Source organism: Mycolicibacterium sp. MU0053 (genome assembly GCF_963378095.1).
GTDB lineage: Bacteria > Actinomycetota > Actinomycetes > Mycobacteriales > Mycobacteriaceae > Mycobacterium > Mycobacterium burgundiense.
Genome location: NZ_OY726397.1, coordinates 5,332,298 through 5,349,594, shown reverse-complemented (window position 1 = coordinate 5,349,594; position 17,297 = coordinate 5,332,298). Strand labels below are relative to the sequence as shown.

The 17,297-nt window shown below is 63.5% G+C and carries 13 protein-coding genes and 3 pseudogenes; 10 read left to right on the top strand and 6 right to left on the bottom strand.

What is annotated here, in order from left to right; genetic code table 11:
- Window positions 1–3: 3 nt before the first annotated feature.
- The 6 genes from RCP80_RS25425 (at window position 4) to RCP80_RS25400 (ending at window position 7,726) form a co-directional block, all read left to right on the top strand.
- A complete protein-coding gene (locus RCP80_RS25425; protein WP_308480325.1) occupies window positions 4–1,032 on the top strand; it encodes an MCE family protein in 1,029 nt (342 codons plus the stop codon).
- Window positions 1,029–2,342, top strand: a complete 1,314-nt coding sequence (locus RCP80_RS25420; protein WP_308483018.1) for an MCE family protein — start codon at window positions 1,029–1,031, stop codon at window positions 2,340–2,342. Before RCP80_RS25425 ends, RCP80_RS25420 begins: the two co-directional genes overlap by 4 nt.
- 2 nt (window positions 2,343–2,344) lie before the next feature.
- Complete coding sequence (locus tag RCP80_RS25415; protein ID WP_308483017.1) at window positions 2,345–3,658, top strand: virulence factor Mce family protein; 1,314 nt, start codon at window positions 2,345–2,347, stop codon at window positions 3,656–3,658.
- Window positions 3,659–3,690: 32 nt separating this feature from the next.
- Window positions 3,691–4,794, top strand: a complete 1,104-nt coding sequence (locus tag RCP80_RS25410) for an MCE family protein (RefSeq protein ID WP_308480324.1) — start codon at window positions 3,691–3,693, stop codon at window positions 4,792–4,794.
- Window positions 4,795–6,243, top strand: coding sequence for an MCE family protein (locus RCP80_RS25405; RefSeq protein WP_308480323.1), 1,449 nt, complete (start codon window positions 4,795–4,797; stop codon window positions 6,241–6,243). It begins immediately after the preceding gene.
- Window positions 6,244–6,500: 257 nt separating this feature from the next.
- Window positions 6,501–7,726, top strand: a protein-coding gene (locus RCP80_RS25400; protein ID WP_308483016.1) for an IS3 family transposase whose coding sequence is annotated in 2 segments (ribosomal slippage) — window positions 6,501–6,732 and window positions 6,732–7,726 — 1,227 coding nt in all. Because the reading frame shifts where the segments join, the coding sequence is not laid out codon by codon here.
- Window positions 7,727–7,775: 49 nt separating this feature from the next.
- Here RCP80_RS25400 and RCP80_RS25395 read toward each other — a convergent pair.
- The 3 genes and pseudogenes from RCP80_RS25395 to poxB all read right to left on the bottom strand — a co-directional run bounded on the left by RCP80_RS25395 (window position 7,776) and on the right by poxB (window position 12,068).
- A pseudogene (locus tag RCP80_RS25395) lies at window positions 7,776–8,854 on the bottom strand (IS110 family RNA-guided transposase).
- 223 nt (window positions 8,855–9,077) lie between these two features.
- A pseudogene (locus tag RCP80_RS25385) lies at window positions 9,078–10,105 on the bottom strand (IS3 family transposase); the annotation flags it as partial.
- Window positions 10,106–10,343: 238 nt separating this feature from the next.
- Window positions 10,344–12,068 carry a ubiquinone-dependent pyruvate dehydrogenase gene (gene poxB, locus RCP80_RS25380; protein ID WP_308480320.1) on the bottom strand — a complete coding sequence of 575 codons (1,725 nt, stop codon included), beginning with the start codon at window positions 12,066–12,068 and terminating at the stop codon, window positions 10,344–10,346.
- A gap of 249 nt (window positions 12,069–12,317) precedes the next feature.
- On the opposite strand from poxB, the gene RCP80_RS25375 reads away from it, so the two are divergent.
- Window positions 12,318–13,328, top strand: a complete 1,011-nt coding sequence (locus tag RCP80_RS25375) for an oxygenase MpaB family protein (protein ID WP_308480319.1) — start codon at window positions 12,318–12,320, stop codon at window positions 13,326–13,328.
- 51 nt (window positions 13,329–13,379) lie between these two features.
- On the opposite strand, the gene RCP80_RS25370 is transcribed toward RCP80_RS25375, so the two are convergent.
- From RCP80_RS25370 to RCP80_RS25360, 3 genes and pseudogenes are all read right to left on the bottom strand, one after another.
- Entirely contained in the window at window positions 13,380–13,547 is a 168-nt protein-coding gene (locus RCP80_RS25370; RefSeq protein ID WP_308480318.1) for an alpha/beta fold hydrolase, read from the bottom strand.
- The gene (locus RCP80_RS25365; RefSeq protein WP_308480317.1) at window positions 13,544–14,032 is read right to left on the bottom strand and encodes a hypothetical protein; all 489 of its coding nucleotides are present in this window, start codon (window positions 14,030–14,032) and stop codon (window positions 13,544–13,546) included. Before RCP80_RS25365 ends, RCP80_RS25370 begins: the two co-directional genes overlap by 4 nt.
- A gap of 71 nt (window positions 14,033–14,103) precedes the next feature.
- Window positions 14,104–14,693 (bottom strand): annotated as a pseudogene (locus tag RCP80_RS25360) (SAM-dependent methyltransferase).
- Between the two features lie 742 nt (window positions 14,694–15,435).
- Here RCP80_RS25360 and RCP80_RS25355 point away from each other — a divergent pair.
- The 3 genes from RCP80_RS25355 to RCP80_RS25345 are packed head-to-tail and all read left to right on the top strand — an operon-like array spanning window position 15,436 to window position 17,294.
- Complete coding sequence (locus RCP80_RS25355; RefSeq protein ID WP_308480316.1) at window positions 15,436–15,765, top strand: pirin-like C-terminal cupin domain-containing protein; 330 nt, start codon at window positions 15,436–15,438, stop codon at window positions 15,763–15,765.
- 11 nt (window positions 15,766–15,776) lie between these two features.
- Window positions 15,777–16,400 (top strand): sigma-70 family RNA polymerase sigma factor, encoded by a 624-nt coding sequence (locus RCP80_RS25350; RefSeq protein ID WP_308480315.1) that lies wholly within the window; start codon window positions 15,777–15,779, stop codon window positions 16,398–16,400.
- A gap of 27 nt (window positions 16,401–16,427) precedes the next feature.
- Entirely contained in the window at window positions 16,428–17,294 is an 867-nt protein-coding gene (locus tag RCP80_RS25345; RefSeq protein ID WP_308480314.1) for an alpha/beta fold hydrolase, read from the top strand.
- Window positions 17,295–17,297: the final 3 nt, after the last annotated feature.

Sequence of the window (17,297 nt, the reverse complement as noted above, 5' to 3'; positions counted from 1 at the left end):
ACCATGACATACGACCTGAGAGGCGCTGCTTGGCGCGTCGCAATCTTTTTGACGGTCACGGTGCTAGGCGCATTCGCGTTGCTGACAATCTATGGTCAGGCTCGCTTCAATGAGGGTGCGACGTACAGCGCTGAGTTCACCAACGTTTCGGGTCTGAAAATCGGTAATACCGTTCGAGTAGCCGGGGTGGAAGTTGGGAAAGTGCAGGACATCTCGATCAACCCTGATGCGACCGTGCGCGTTGCGTTCTCTGCCGCTGATTCGGTCATCCTCACCGAGGGATCAGGGGCCGCGATCCGTTACGACAACGCCTTTGGTGACCGCTACCTAGCTCTCGTAGAAGGCGCAGGGGGGGGAAAGGTGCTGGGCCACGGCCAGACCATTCCACTTGTCCGCACCAAACCCGCGCTAGATCTGGATGCGCTGATAGGCGGTTTCCGGCCCCTTTTTCGCGCGCTGAATCCGGAGCAGGTCAATACGCTGAGCGGTCAGTTGATACAGGCGTTCCAGGGCCAAGGCCCGACCATCGGATCATTCCTGGACCAGGCCGCGGCACTGACCAATACGTTGGCCGACCGCGATCTCCTGATCGGACAAGTCATCGACAACCTCAGCGTGGTGCTGGGAACGTTGGGCAGCCAAAGCGACCAACTCGACAAGGCGGTGATGTCGCTCTCAGAGCTAATCCAAGGACTGTCTGATCGTAAAGTCGACATCTCCAACACGATTGCCTATACAAACGCCGCAACGAACTCCGTCGCCGACCTGCTCGTACAGGCTCGAGAACCATTCAAGAAAGTGGTCCATGAGACCGACCGGGCCGCGGGCATCGCCGATGCAGACCGCGACTACTTAGACAATCTGCTCAAAACGCTGCCAGACAAATACCGAGCGATGGGTCGCCAAGGGATCTACGGCGATTACTTCAGCTTCTACCTCTGCAATGTCGTATTGAAGCTCAATGGGAAAGGGGGCCAGCCCGTGTATGTCAAGGTTGCCGGCCAAAGCTCGGGACGGTGTGCACCAAAATGAAACCCTTCTCACAACGCAACCCGTTGATCATCGGCGCCGCCGGCGCCGGGGCAGCTGTCGCCATTACGGTGGCCGCACTGCAGTATCAAAACTTGCCGTTCTTCAACCGGGGAGCCACCTATTCAGCATATTTCGCCGACGCGGGCGGACTGCGCCCCGATGCCACCGTCGAAGTTTCTGGTTATCCGGTGGGAAAGGTGTCCAGCATCGCACTCGAGGGCCCTGGAGTGCTCGTAACGTTCAAGGTCCCCGAAGACATTCACCTCGGGGACCACACCGAAGCGGCAATCAAAACGGAAAGCCTGTTGGGCGCCAAGGTGCTTGACATCACGCCCCGGGGCGAGGTCCAACTCATGAGCGCCATCCCCCTTGACCAAACGACGTCGCCTTATCAACTGCCCGACGCACTCGGCGACTTGGCGACCACGATCGGTGGGCTCAACACCAATCAGCTGAGCGACTCGCTGGCCACCGTAGCGCAGACCTTTTCTACCACCGCACCGGATCTACAGCGCGCGGTACGCGGGCTGTCCCGATTTTCGCAAACGCTGAACGACCGAGACGCTCACCTTCGCAACCTGCTCGACAACGCGGCCAAGGCAACGGGAGTGCTGGCCAACCGCACTGATCAGATTGTCAGCCTAGTGAAGGACACGAACGCTCTGCTGGCACAACTGCGTACCCAAAGCGCGGCATTGGACCAGGTCTGGGGCAATGTTTCGGCAGTGTCGCAACAACTAAAGGGATTCATCGCCGACAACCGACAGCAGTTGAAGCCGGCTCTCGACAAGCTGAACGGGGTTCTCGCAATCATCGACAACCGCAAAGAGGAGGTGCAAGCAGCCATCAAAGGTCTCAATCGCTACGTCATGCAGCTGAACGAGACAATCGCGGGTGGACCCTTTTTCAAGGTCTACGTGGCGAATCTTCTGCCGGGGCAGTTCGTCCAACCGTTCGTCGATGCCGCGTTCTCCGACTTGGGGCTGGACCCCGCTACGCTGCTGCCGTCCCAGTTGTCCGACCCACAGACCGGTCAGCCCGGAACCCCAGCGTTGCCGGTACCCTATCCGCGGACCGGTCAGGGAGGAGAGCCAGCGCTAAACCTGCCCGATGCGATCACCGGCAAACCAGGCGATCCGCGCTACCCCTACAAGGAGCCGCCGCCAGCACCGCCTGCCGGCGGTCCGCCACCGGGGCCGCCCGGCTTCTCGCCGCCGGGACTGCAGTCCATCCCCGAGCCGACACCCGCTCAGGTCTACGTGCCGGCCCCAGGGGAGGCGCCGCCGAGTCAGCCGGGAGGCCAACCGTGAGAATGAGGAAGTTTAGGCGCCCGCGGATGGTCCTCGCGACCTGCCTGGTGCTGATTCTCGTTGCCGGACTGTTCGTCGCCACAGGCGCCATTACTCGGGCTGATCGAACAACGGTGGTCGCCTACTTCGACAACAGCACCGGAATCTTTCCGGGCGACGATGTGCGCATCCGCGGCGTGCCAGTCGGAACCATCGACAAGATTGAACCGCAGCCCCAGCGGGCCAAGATCACATTCTCCTTCGAACGCAAATACAGTGTCCCCGCCAACGCAACTGCCGCGATACTGTCACCGCAGCTTGTAACGGGGCGATTCATCCAGCTGACGCCGCCTTACGCCGGCGGCCCCACGATGCAGAACGGTGCGATCATTCCGCAGGGCCGGACCGTCGTGCCAGTCGAATGGGATGACCTGCGGGTTCAGCTGGAACGCCTAACCGAGTTGTTGCGACCCACGGAGCCGGGTGGTGTAAGCACGCTGGGTTCGCTCATCAATACCACCGCGGACAACCTTCGCGGCCAAGGCTCGACGATCCGCGAGACGATCATCAACCTGTCGCAGACGTTGTCCGCGCTGGGCGATCACAGCGAAGACATCTTTGCCACACTGCGAAACCTGGCAGCACTCGTATCAGCGCTGCACGGCAGCACAGACTTGCTCCGAGAATTGAATCAAAACCTGGCTGCGGTGTCAGCACTACTGGCCGATAATCCGGCGAAGGTGGGTCAGACTATCGAGGACCTCAACGCGGTCATCGCTGACGTTCAGAGCTTCGCGGCCGAGAACCGCGAACCGCTAGGCACAGCGTCAGACAAACTGGCGTCGATTACTACCGCGCTCAATGAAAGCCTTGACGACATCAAACAGACGCTACACATCACCCCCACGGGCCTGTCGAACTTCGTCAACATCTTCAAGCCAGCCATGGGTGGTCTAAGCGGAGTCCTGGCCGTCAACAACTTTGCCGATCCAGTTGCGTTCCTCTGCGGGGCCGTGCAGGCCGCCTCCCGCTTGGGAGGCGAGCAATCGTCGAAGTTGTGTGTGCAATATTTGGCGCCGATTGTGAAGAACCGTCAGTACAACTTTCCTCCACTGGGCGTGAACTTGTCGGTCGGGGCACAGGCGAGGCCCAACGAGGTCACCTACAGCGAGGACCGGCTGCGACCCGACTATGTGCCGCCGACTGATGCGCCGCTGGCAGCCGAGGCTCTCACGGCCGACCCGGCCCCCACGGACCCGCTGGCGGCCGTGCCGATCTACACCAACCCTGAGGCAGGTCTACCAGGCATGATGGTACCCTTAGGAGCTGGCTCGTGAGACTCAGCAGCTGGAGAGCTGCGGGAGCGAGTTTGATCGCGATCGTCGTAGCAGCTGGAGTCTCAGGCTGCAGCTGGCGCGGGCTAAATTCCCTGCCCCTGCCCGGGACAGAGGGGCGCGGCCCGGGCTCCTTCACGATTCAGGTGCAATTGCCCGACGTCGACAACCTCCAATCGAACTCGCGGGTGCGGGTCGGGGACGTCACCGTCGGCACAGTCACGAACATCGAACAGCAAGGCTGGCACGCACTGGTGACTATGCGTCTGAACGGTGATGTTCATCTGCCTGCCAATGCGACCGCCAAACTCGGCCAGACCAGTTTGCTGGGTTCGTTGCATATCGAGCTCGCGCCACCCCAGGATGCCGCAGCGCGTGGCCAGCTAAGCGCCGGTTCGTTGATCCCATTGTCGAGTGCCGGCGCCTACCCGAGTACAGAGCAGACGTTGGCGGCGTTGTCAACAGTGCTCAACGGGGGCGGGATCGGTCAGATACAAGACATCACCGAGGCTTTTAGCACGGCGTTTGGCGGACGTGAGCAAGACGTTCGGAGCCTTATCGGTCAGCTGGACACATTCACGGGCCACCTCAACGAGCAAAGCGACGACATCATCGCGGCCTCCGATAGCCTAAACCGGCTGGTCGGCAAATTCGCAGCGCAGCAACCCGTCCTCGATCGCGCGATCAAGACCCTCCCTGAAGCACTCGCCGTGCTGAACGGAGAACGAGACAACCTCGTAGAGGCGGCCGACCGGCTGGGCCAATTCAGTGCCTTGACAGTTGACACGGTCGACCAAACGAAACAAAACCTGGTCCGAATCCTCGAGGGAATCGGGCCGGTACTGGAGTCGTTCGCCAACGCCGGACCCAGCATGACGCGCTGGCTCAGTTTCATGACCACATTCCCCTACGCGAACGAACCGCTCGAAAATGTCCAACGCGGCGACTCCGCCAACCTGACAATGATCGTCGACCTCACCCTTAGCCGCATCGACAGTGGATTGCTCACCGGCACCCGGTTCGAGGGCTCACTCACCGAGTTGGAGCTGCAATGGGGCCGCACCATTGGGCAGTTCCCTAGTCCGTACACCGCAGGCAATCCGCTCACGGTGCCATACCACACGGATCAGGGGCGGTAAATGTTGCACAGACGGATCAAGACCCAGTTGGCCATCCTCGCTACGCTCACGCTGGTCGCCGGGACGTACACGGCCTTAACCTTCATGAAACTACCGGCACTGTTGTTCGGCATAGGTTCCTACACCGTGAACGTCGAACTGCCAAGAGCAGCCGGGCTTTACGTCAGGGCGAACGTCACATACCGCGGTACCGAGGTGGGCAAAGTGCAGTCCGTCGTCTTGACCGACACCGGCGTCAAAGCGGTGTTATCGCTGAACTCCGACATCGCCATCCCATCGGATCTCACCGCCGAGGTACACAGCCAAACGGCCATCGGCGAACAGTACATCGAGTTGCTGCCACGCAACGGCACAGCATCGCCACTGAAAGACGGCGACGTAATCGCAGCGACCGACACCTCCGTTCCGCCTGACATTAACGCCCTACTCGCCGCGACCAACACGGCGCTGCAGGCACTGCCTCACGACAGCCTGAAGACGGTTGTCGACGAGTCCTACACAGCCGTCGGCGGACTAGGCCCGGAACTCTCACGCATAGTCAAGAATTCCGCAGACCTTGCCATTGGGACGCGCAAGAACCTCGATCCTCTCGTCGCACTGATCGACCAATCTCAGCCGGTCCTCGACTCGCAAACCGCTACTACCGACGAGATCAAGGCGTGGGCGACCCACGTTGCGACCGTAACAAGCGAACTCCAGGCCCGCGATGCCGCCGTCGCCGGGGTGATGGACAATGCCGGCCCCGCCCTGGAACAGGCACGCCAGCTAGTCGATCGGCTGCAGCCCACCTTGCCGATTCTGCTGGCCAACCTGGTAAGCGTTGGACAGGTCGCTCTTACGTACCAAAACGGCATCGAACAAATCCTGGTGCTGGTGCCTCAACTCGTCGCCAATCACCAGGCCGCCATCGCGGCGAATGTCAACACCAAACAGGCCTACAAGGGATTCTTCATCAACCTCAACCTCAATCTCAATCAGCCGCCGCCATGCACCACTGGGTATCTGCCCACCCAACAGAAACGCGCGCCCACCTTCGAGGATGCTCCGGATCTCCCGGCCGGCCACTTATACTGCAGAGTCCCGCAGGACTCACCACTCAACGTGCGCGGCGCCCGAAACATCCCATGTGAAACCGTGCCCGGAAAGCGGGCAGCCACCGTGAAGCTGTGCGAAAGCGACGAGCAATTCGTGCCTCTCAACGACGGCCACAATTGGAAGGGCGACCCCAACGCCACCGCGTCAGGCCAAGACATCCCGCAGTTGCCACCGGTTTCGACAACGGCGGCGGGGCCGCCCGGGCCGACTGCCCCGATAGCCGCCGCTGAGTACGACCCGACCACCGGCGTCTACACCGGACCCGACGGGCATCAATACACGCAGTCCGACTTGGCCCAAGGTGCACTGAAGGAGAAGACGTGGCAAACAATGTTGCTCCCACCGGGACGCTGAAGACACGGGCGCCCGACACGACACGGAATTGACCTGGCGCGCTCAGAGATCCCCTCTGCGAAGGACAAGACGCGCGCAACGCCTGAGTCCTAACCGTCCCCGGATGAAGACACCGGTGGGTCTGGTGCGTCTGGCCCGAGTTGGGTCATTGATCCACCCCGGCGTGTCTGGAGAGTTCTTCCGTTGGGAAGGATGGGCACGTGGGATCGAAGTCATCGAGGCGGTATCCAGACGAGCTGAAGGTGCGGGCGGTGCAGATGGTGGCCGATCTGCGCAGCGAGACAGTTTCGGAGTGGGAGGCGATGGGCCGGGTCGCTGACCTGCTGGGCGTCGGTACTGCCGAAACGGTGCGCAAATGGGTCCGCCAGGCTGAGATCGACGCCGGCTCTCGGGCGGGGCAGACCAGCGAGGAATCCGAGGTCCTGCGCAAGCTGCGCCGGGAGAATGCCGAACTCAAGCGGGCCAACGCGATCTTGAAGGCGGCCTCGGTTTTCTTCGCCGCCGAGCTCGACCGGCCCTCTCAGTAGTCGTGGAGTTCATCAGCGCCCACCAGCACATGCGGGTGGGCGTTGATGGTCTCAAGTGGGGTGTCGAGTCGATGTGCGCTGTGCTTTCCGAGTACGGCGTCACGATCGCCCCGTCGACGTATTACGCCCACCGCGCCCGTCAGGCCCCCTCGAAAGCCGACTGGGCCGATGCGCAGGTGATCGATGCGATCTGGCAGCTTCGCCAATCGCAGAGTCTGTACCGAGTCCTGGGCGCTCGTAAGACATGGATTGTATTGCGCACCAACGGTATCGACGTGTCGCGCTGTGTCGTGGAACGGGTCATGCGGGAGATGGGTTGGCGGGGTGCGTGCAAGCGCCGGCGGGTGCGCACCACCGTCGCCGATCCGGCAGCGACGCGAGCCCCGGATCGGGTCCGGCGTAATTTCGTCGCCGGTGCGCCTGACCGATTGTGGGTGGCCGATTTCACCTACTGCCGGACTCGTGCCGGCTGGGCCTACACGGCATTCGTCACCGATGTCTATGCCCGCAAGATCGTAGGCTGGAAAGTGGCCACCGAGATGACCCAGAAACTGGTCACCGATGCGATCGACCATGCTATCGACACCAGAAAGCGTTCGGGTGCAACATCTTTGGAATCACTTATTCACCACAGCGATGCGGAAGCTCAGTATACGGCGGTCGCGTTCACCGAACGTCTGGCCGCTGAGGGGATCCTGCCTTCAGTCGGATCCGTCGGAGATAGTTTCGATAATGCTCTGGCCGAATCGGTGAACAGCAGCTACAAGACCGAACTCATCGACCGCCAGCCGCTCTATCCCGGTGCCACCGAACTGGCGCTGGGGACCGCCGAATGGGTGGCCTTCTACAACCGTCAGCGACCCAACGGCTACTGCCAGGACCTAACCCCCGATCGGGCCGAAGCGCTCTACTACCATCGCCAACGGCACCCTCATGCCGAGGAGGCACTCAGATAAGAGAACCTCCCGACATGCCGGGGCGGATCAGTTGATGCTCCTATATCCGTCAAGAGGCGGATCCTATGGTCTGTGGACTGATCCGCAGAGGGCGTATCAGGGACCAGATTTCGCGGGCGAGGAGCCGTTTGAGGCAGCGGATGATCTCGGCTTTGGTCTTGCCTTCGGCGGTGCGGCGAACCACGTAAGCCTTGGTTGGTTCGTGATGCTGCATTCGCACGATAACGGTGCGGTAGAGCGCGGCGTTGGCCTGGCGGTGACCGCCGCGGTTGAGCCGGTGTCGTGTGGTCATGCCAGAAGACGCGGGGATGGGTGCGACGCCGCAGAGCCGGGCCCAGGCTGGCTCTGAGCGGACCCGCTCGGGGTTGTCGCCGGCAACAATGAGCGTCTCGGCGGCCATGTCGGCACCGATGCCGAAGGCAGCCGAAAGTTGCGGTGCGAGTGCGGTGGTGAGTTCGGCGAGCAGCTTTTCGTGCGCGGTGATCTCGTCGTTGAGTTGTTCCCAGCGCCGTGCGGTGGAACGCAGCGTGTGTTTGGTGGCCGCCTCTACCGTGGTCATCGAACCGGGCCGTAGTCCTGTGCAGCGGTGAATCAGTGCCATCTTCGACAGTGGCTGCAGTTGTTCACGCAGTGCCGCAGGAGCGTTGACCAGGACTGCCTTGAGGGAGATCATCGCCGATGTGCGTGCCTTTACCGCAACATCTTTGGCGACTTTGATGGTGCGGATCATCTCCACCACACCGTCGGCGGTTTTGGGGACGGCGTCGGCGTGGCCGGCCAGCACGGCACGGGCTGCGTTCTCGCGTCGAGGAAGTCAGACTTGCCCCGTAAGCGTCGGTCACGACGGTCGGTGCGCATGACTTCAACGACACCGATGTCGCGGCGCCGGACCGCGGCGGTCAGGCCGGCGCCGTAGGAACCGGTGCCCTCGATGGCGAACGTCAGCAGATGACCGAGGGCCATCGACCAGTCGATCAACTGGCCGTACCCAGCGGTGTCTGCGGTGAACTTCTCCTTGCCCAGGACGCCTCCGAAGTCATCGAGGGCGACCGCGACGTGGATGTGTTTGTGGGTGTCGACGCCGATCACGACTCGACCGCGGCGCCGATGGTGGTTCATGCCTGTCATTGCGACCCTTCCAACGTGGGTTGTGACGCTGGCCGGTCGGGTGGACGGGACTGTGATGGGACCTGGTGAGGTCAGGCTCCTATGAGGTCACTGCCCGTCCGGCCAGCACCATGTGGTGCGGCCACCTGGCGGACGACAGATCAACAGCCAGGACCGACACCCAAACCTCGGGGTCAGTCGAAAGCAAGAGTCAGGCCACCAGGCAGCCACGACCATTCTCACAGTCGAAGCAGTCGCCCACAGTGCCAATCGAGGCCACCAGACCAGATAGTGCGAGGGTTTCCCCAAACCGCACAGACGTGTACTGCGATCCCGCATCGCCGTGGTGAATAGTGTTGCCCAACAATGGATTCCCCTCATCATCCCGGAGTTGCGCGGCGTGGCGTATCGCGTGGCGCACGAACCGGCCCTCCTTGCTGGCCGAGCAGGTCCACCCCACGACCCGGCCCGCGTAGGCGTCGATGGCGAACGCGGTGTAAACGAACGTCCCGTTGAACAGGCGCACGTAGGTGAAGTCCGCCAGCACGTTGGGAGCGGGGACCCGGAACTGCCGCTTGACCAGATCAGCAGCCCGCGCCGCGGCCGGATCAACGATCGTCGTGCGGACCCGCCTGCGCCGAGTGACCCCACGCCAGCCGTTGGCACGCATGAGGCGCTCCACGGTGCAACGGGCCACCATGATGCCCTGTCGTTGCAGGTGAGCCCACATCTTGGTGGCCCCGTACAGTGACTCCGGTTTGCGCCGACCGTGTTCGTCGGGCTCGTAGAAGCCGGCCAACACCTCGGTGATGACGGTGTCCCACAGCTCCCGCGCCGACGGCGGGCGGGCCAGCCAGGCGTAGAAGGTTCTCGGGGCGATCTGGCAGCCGTGCTCGGTGAGTACGCGGCAGATCGGAGCGACCCCGAACCGAGCGCGATGCTCGGCAATGAACGAACAGATCAGCGGTGTCGCGGGTCGCTCTCCCGCACGAAGAAACCTGTTGCAGCTTTGAGGATTCCGATGGTTTCCTCAAGCTCACGGTTCTTACGTTTGAGCTATCTGTTCTCGCGTGCGACGTCAGTGGACACTCCGTCACGCTGGCCGGTGTCGACCTCGGTCTGATTGACCCACCGGCGCAGCGATTCATAGGACACCCCCAACCGCTTGGCCACCGCGGTGATGCGGGCCATGCGGGTGTCGTACTCCTCGGCATGGTCGGCGACCAACCGCACCGCCCAGGCCTTGAACTCATCGTCGTACTTCCTCGGCATGATGTGAACAACCTTCCCTCGAAAGAAGGTGTGCATCAAACCCGGGGCGATTCACAGTGAGTCCCGCCAATGCAACGTCGACTATCGCGTCGAGCCTTGCTTGCGTCACTCCTGCGGCGGCGTGCACCGCGAGCCCTTGGCCCATCGTCACGGCGTATCCCGCCAGCGCTGCGGTGTCGATGTCATCCACGCGCCGGGCTGTATCCGCTGTCTTGGCCAGTGCATGCGCCACCGTCCGTCAAAAGAGCTGTCGCAGATTGGCTTTCGCCAGATCGATCAGCTCGTCGCCGCGGCCGGACATGACGGTCCGGATCGCGTAAAGCGTGAAGCCCTTCACCTGCTCGGCGGTGATCGCGGGCGGCATCGACAGTTCGTGACGTTCGGTGATCACGTCGAGGAGCGCCGGTCCGTCGTGGCTCAGGATGTCGCGGACCGCGTCGGGGAGATCCTCGGAGTGCTCCACCCGCCGGCTGTGGATGTCCATGGCGCGGGCGACCTCGGCGAAATTGGGGTTGATCAGCTCGGTGCCGTAGGTGACGAAACCGGCAGCTTTCATCTCGAGCTCGACGAAGTTCAGCGACGAGTTGTTGAACACCACGAGCTTCACCGGGAGCTTGTTTTGGGTGAGGGTGATCAGCTCGCCGAGCAACATCCCCAGTCCGCCGTCGCCGGCCAGGGCCACCACCTGGCGTTCCGGGTGGGCGGCCTGCACGCCGACGGCATGGGGCAGCGCGTTGGCCATCGACCCGTGGGTGAAGGATCCGATCAGCCGCCGGCGGCCGTTCATCGTCAGGTAGCGCGCGGCCCAGACGACCGGTGAACCGACATCGGGGATGAAGACCGCGTCCGCCGCGGCGTGTTGGTCGACGAGCCGCGCGAGGTATTGCGGGTGGATGGGTGCGCCCCGCTTCGACGGGGTTGCCAGTTCGTCGAGTTTGGCGCGCGTTCGACGGTAGTGGTCGCGGGAGTCCTCGAGGTGACTGCGGTCGGTCTTGCGCTCCAGCAGTGGAAGTAGGGCCGTGGCCGTGTCTTTGACCGTCCCGACCAGCCCGAGCTCCAATGGATGCCGCCGGCCGAGCTGTTCGCCGCGGATGTCGACCTGGATGGTGGTGGCGTGCTCGGGATAGAACTGCCGGTAGGGAAAGTCGGTGCCCAGCATCAGGACCGTGTCGGCGTTTTCCATCGCCCGGTAGCCGGAGGCGAACCCGAGCAATCCGGTCATGCCGACGTCGTAGGGGTTGTCGTACTCGATGAACTCCTTGCCGCGCAGTGCGTGCACGACGGGGGCGCCCAGCGCCTCCGCGACGGCCAGCACCTCGTCGTGCGCGCCGGCGCAGCCCGCACCGGCCAGGATGGTCACCCGTTGGTCGTTGTTGAGTAGTGTTGCGGCGCGCGCGAGTTCGTCTGCCGTGGGCATCACGACCGAGGTGCTCGCGCGGATAGCGGTGGCCCGGTCGGTGACGGCTTCGGAGAGCGCCACGTCGCCCGGGATCACCACGACCGCGACGCCCTGCTTCTCGACCGCGGTGCGCATCGCGATCTCCAGCACGTGGGGCATCTGGCTGGGGTGGGCGACGTACTCGGTGTATACGGAGGCTTCGCGGAAGAGGTCTTGCGGGTGGGTCTCCTGGAAGTAGCCGGTCCCGATTTCCGCGGTCGGGATGTGCGCTGCGATCGCCAGGACCGGTACCCGCGACCGGTTCGCGTCGTACAGGCCATTGATGAGGTGCAGGTTGCCCGGGCCGCAACTGCCGGCGGCCACCGCGAGTTCACCCGTCGTCGCAGCGTCCGCTGCAGCGGCGAAGGCCGCCGCCTCCTCGTGGCGCACCAGCACCCACTGGATGCTGCCGTCCTTGCGGAGCGCATCGGTGAACCCGTTGAGGGAGTCGCCCGGGATGCCGTAGACGCGACGCACGCCACTCGCCTTCAGCGTCGCCACCATCTGTTCCGCCACCGTGGCCATGCGGATCTCCTTCATCTCTGGTTGGTCGCCGGCAAGCTCGCGGGCGATTGGGCAGATCGCTCAACAGCGAGTGTCCAGGTGACAGTCTTGCGCGGAGTCGAGCCGCCGAGCGCTCCCTTGAGCGAAATGGCGGGGATGTCGGTCGGGAAGTGCCGGCCACCCGAACACACCGCGCCCGGATTGTCTAGACTGGACAATGACAACGAGCGTAGTCAGAATGGTGACTGACTCCGAGGGAAAGATTGGCCAGTGACTCAAGATGCGTCCGAGACCTGCCCGGTTGCCGAGGCTGAGGCCTCGACGGTGCCGGCGGGCTGTCCGGTAACCACCGGCGGCTACGATGCGCCGCCGGTGCCGCTGGGCCCCGATTCGTTGACCTGGAAGTACTTCGGCCAGTGGACCGGCCTGTTCCAGGGCACCTGGGCGGGTTCGATGCAGAACATGCACCCGCAGTTGGGCGCGGCGGTGCAGGAGCACTCCATCTTCTTCATGGAGCGCATACCCCGACTGCTGCGGTCCATCTATCCGATCGGCGGTGTGGTCTTCGACGGCGACCGCGCACCGCAGACCGGTGCCGAGGTCCGGGACTACCACATCGGTATCAAGGGCGTCGACGAGCGCGGGCGCCAATACAGTGCGCTGAACCCGGATGTCTTCTACTGGGCCCACGCCACGTTCTTCAAGTCGACCCTGTTGGCGGCCGAGAAGTTCGGCGGCGGGATCAGTGAGGCCGACAAGCGGCAGCTGTTCGACGAGCACGTCACCTGGTACCGGATGTACGGGATGAGCATGCGGCCGGTGCCGAAGTCCTGGGAGGAATTCCAGGAGTACTGGGACCACATGTGCAGCAATGTGCTGGAGAACAACTGGGCCGCCCGCGAAGTGATGGATCTGTCCACCATGCCCAAGCATCCGTCGCTGCAGTGGATTCCGGATCCGTTGTGGGCGCTGAACCTGAAGGTCATGCAGCGCTTCCTGACGTTCATGACCGTCGCACTCTACGACCCGTCGGTGCGGGAGCTGATGGGTTACACGTGGTCGCCCCGACAGCAGTGGGCGCACGACCGGCTGTGTGATGTGATCACGCTGGTCGCGAAGTACGGACCCAAGCGGCGGCTGATGCACCCGCGCAAACGCTCCGCGCTGGATCGGAGCCAGGGCCGGCTGCCGGCCGATTCGCCGCTGGTGCAAACGCCGGCGCGGAACCTGCCGCCCGAGGAATACCGCGGCCAGCCCCAGTTCTACTGCCCGAAGGTCTGAGAACCGCGCCGCGCGTGGATAGTTGGCGACGGGAATCCCGCCGGTCGCTGGTCAGGCGGCGGATAGGAAGTCGACGATGTCGGGAGCGAACCGCGGGTGCTTGACGGCGCCGAGGTGGGTCGTGCGGGGGTAGATGATTAACTTCGAATCGGCGAAGCCCTCGGCGGTGTGGCGGAAGTTGTCGGTTTCGTAAGCGATGTCGTGCTCGCCGCCGATCACCAGGGTCGGTGCGACGATATCACCGAGGCGGCCACCGAGGTCGAAGGAATCCTCGGCACGGATGAAAGCAAGCGTGTCGTTGTGGTCTGCGGGGTGGAACAGCGGGTCAACAGCCACATCGCGACGCCAGAAGCTTTGGCCGACAGTGGATTTCGCACCATTAGTGGCGCCATCAGGTGCAGGCTGCGGCGAACCGGACCGCCGAACTCGGCGCGCAGCGCCTCCGCGTGTTGGGTGGCGATATCGGCCATGGTGGTGCGCTCGGACATCCCGGGCGCTCGATTCACCGCGTACACCCGGAAATGGTGGGCCAGCGGAGCCAATGTCTTGATCTCCGATGTGCGCAGCGGACCGCTGGGATTCTTGTGATCGGCGGTGAACCAGCGCAAGAAGACCAGTGGCCGCCCAGAACCGAGTGCGAGATACGGCAGGCCGTGTGCCAGTGCGCCTTCGGCGATGTCGAGTTCAGCGGGTTCGGCCGACATGGCGCAACTCCTCCGGGCGGGATCGACATGGGCAGCGCCGATGCTACCGACGGGGACCGCCGGGCGTGGTTTCAGCCGAGGTGGGGCGTCAGATCACCGCCACGCGCGGACAAAGTAATCCTGCGGCACCCCCGGGGTTCCGCGGGGAGCATCGGGAACGGCCAGCGGCCCAGCTCGGTGCCTATTGCGCCGACGCTGGTGACCTGCGCTTGCCAGCCCCCCTCGGTGAGCAGTTCTTCGGGCTCTTCGGTGCCGAAGATCCAGGCCATGCCATGCTCGGCGAAGCTTTCGAAGCATGGGCTGTAGAGCGGGGTGATCCAGCAGGGATTGGCCGAGGAAGTCGATGAACAGGTGGCTTCCCGGCGCTGAAAAGCAGTGATCCGGTCCAGCAGCAGGTCGACCTCGGCGGCGGTGAGGTATGCGGTGAGCCCCTCGATCAGCCAGCAGATCGGCCGGCTCGGGTTCAAGCCGACATCCTGCAGGGCGCTCGGCAAGTCGTGCGTCAGGTCCGCGCACACCGGGCGAAGTGCACAGCTCGGCACCGCGCTGTCGGCGCCCACATCCGCGAGCAGAGATGCCTTGAGGCCGAGCACCTCTGGGTGGGCACCTCGTACAGGGTGGTTCTTGACTGGAAACCCAGTCGGTAGGCGCGAGCGTCCATACCCGCCGGCAGCACCACGATCTGCTCGCAGGCCGCAGACTCGACGACGACATCCCTCGGAGTTGGGTTGTCTTTCTTCATGATTGGGTCCGGCCAGGCCATGGGCGCAGCCCTTGCCGGAAGTTCGATCGACGCGTTTGGAGCCACCACGTTCGTCCTGTTCGCGACGGCGGGAGCGACAGCGGCGGCGGTGCGTCCCGCTGCGCCCGCTGGAAACTGCCCTGTGGCACCGACGGCACGCGGCAGCCAGCACCGCAGGGAGGACCCCTACATACCATTAAGACGAACCGGTCCGTCTTGACACGAGACGGGCCGGTCCGTATTCTCACTCACTATCACGTTCGGAATCACGCGGGTCCTTCAACGCAACTGCTCGTTCCCTGAATATCCGGTTCGCCTAGCAAGGAGAGTCCCCAAATGCCCAAGACCGTGGTGCTCATCGACCTGGGAGACGCAGCTTCTCAACGCACGAGCCGACGGAGACGCCTGAGCACGTGGGTAGTGAGCGGTGCGCCAGCACACCATGACCGCCCGACTGCTCAAGCCACTCGCGCCGCTCGAAATCCTGACGTCTGTCGGGCTGGTCCCTACGCCAGTCGTGGGCACTCCTGACTCGTCGCGCCGTGTAATCCGTACGCCTGCCAGACAACTGAGAGGAATAAGCATGCCGGCCGTCACTGCAGACACGCTCACTTTGCCCCGCGTCCCCGTACCGAACCCAACCACGGGCATCCCACGGCCGGTGCGATCGGTCACCACCGCACCGGCCGAATTCAACTCGCTGGCTTACGTGCTCGCCGGGACTGGCACTGTTGGTACGGCCGCGCAACCCATCCGAAAAGGTCAACTCGCCGTATACGGCGCCGGGGACGCAATAACGCTTGCCGCCCAGCAGAGCCAACTCGCCGCGGAGCCGAACCTGGAGGTCCTGCTACTCGGTGGCCGCCCGATCCGAGAACCAGTCGTTCAGTCCGGGCCCTTTGTGATGAACACCCGTGAGGAGGTCGTCCGAGCCTACGACGACTACCAGGCCGGACGATTCGGCGCCATCCCGGCCGAACACGATGTCTAGGAGACTTTGACATGATCGCGTCTGAGGATTGCGACGAGACCGACGACGAGTTGGCCGCTCGTTTCGAGCGTGACGTGATCCCTCTTCTGGACAACCTCTTTGCCGGGGCCATGCGAATGACCCTGCATCGCGCCGATGCCGAAGACCTGGTGCAAGAGACCATGGTCAAGGCATATGCCGGATTTCGGAGCTTCCAGCACGGAACAAATCTCATCGGGTGGCTCTTTCGCATCCAGGCCGACGCGCACATCAGCAGCTGCTGCAAGCGGATGCGCAGGCCCACGGAGACCATCAGCGGCACGGTCCATGACTGGCAGCTCGCCGCCAACGCCGAACATTCAGCGAGAGCACTGCGCTCCGCGGAAGTAGAGGTCCTGGAGTCGCTGCCTGACACCGACATCAGAAACGCCCTGGACGCATTGCCTGAGGAGCTTCGGATGGCGGTGTACTACGCCGACGTCGAAGGGCTTGCCTACAAGGAGATTCGCGACATCATGGGCACGCCGCTGGGCACCGTCGTGTCACGAATCCAGCGCGGCCGATCCCAGCTGCGCATGTTGTTGGCCGACCTCGCCGCGACCGCGGGCACCTCCCCCGTAAGTCACTCGCGGCGACCAACATCTGTTGGTACCTAACACACAAAACCACCAAAGGGGTTACGAATGAGCGTGGTACATCACCGGGCCGTCACTGTCGACGGCTACGAGATCTTCTATCGCGAAGCCGGACCAGCGGATGCTCCCGCGATCGTCCTGCTGCACGGCTACCCGACCAGCTCGTTCATGTTCCGTGAACTCATCCCTTTGCTGGCCGGGGACTACCACGTAATCGCACCCGACCACCTCGGGTTCGGCCGCTCCGATGCTCCGCGCGTGGGAGAGTTCGACTACACCTTCGAGGCCCTCGCCCGGCTCACATCCGGGCTGCTCGATCACCTTGGCCTGGAGCGCTATGCCCTGTATGTCCACGACTACGGCGCGCCCATAGGGTGGCGGCTCGCGCTCGAACACCCCGAACGGATCACCGCCGTTGTCACACAGAACGGCAACGGCTACGAGGACGGTTTCGTCGAATCGTTCTGGGAAGGAATCTGGGCATACGGCGCGAATCCCGGCCCCGACACCGAACCCGCCGTCCGGGTCGCGCTGAGCCTTGACGCCATCCGCTGGCAGTACGTGCACGGCGTATCCGACCCGAGCACAGTCAGCCCGGACACCTGGGAGCACGACTTCGCTCTCGTCTCCCGAGAGGGCAATGACGAAGTGCAATTGGCCTTGTTCCGCGACTACCGCAACAACCGCCCGCTCTACCCGCTGCTGCATGAATTCCTGCGCACCAATGAGGTTCCGGTACTCGCGGTGTGGGGCCGCAACGACGAAATCTTCGCGCCAGCGGGTGCGCAAGCCTTCGCCCGCGACGCCACAGACGCGGAGGTGCACCTGATCGATGGCGGGCACTTCCTACTGGAGAGTCACCTCGACGTCGTTGCGGGCCATGTGCGCGGTTTCCTCGGCCGAGTGCTCGGCTGACTC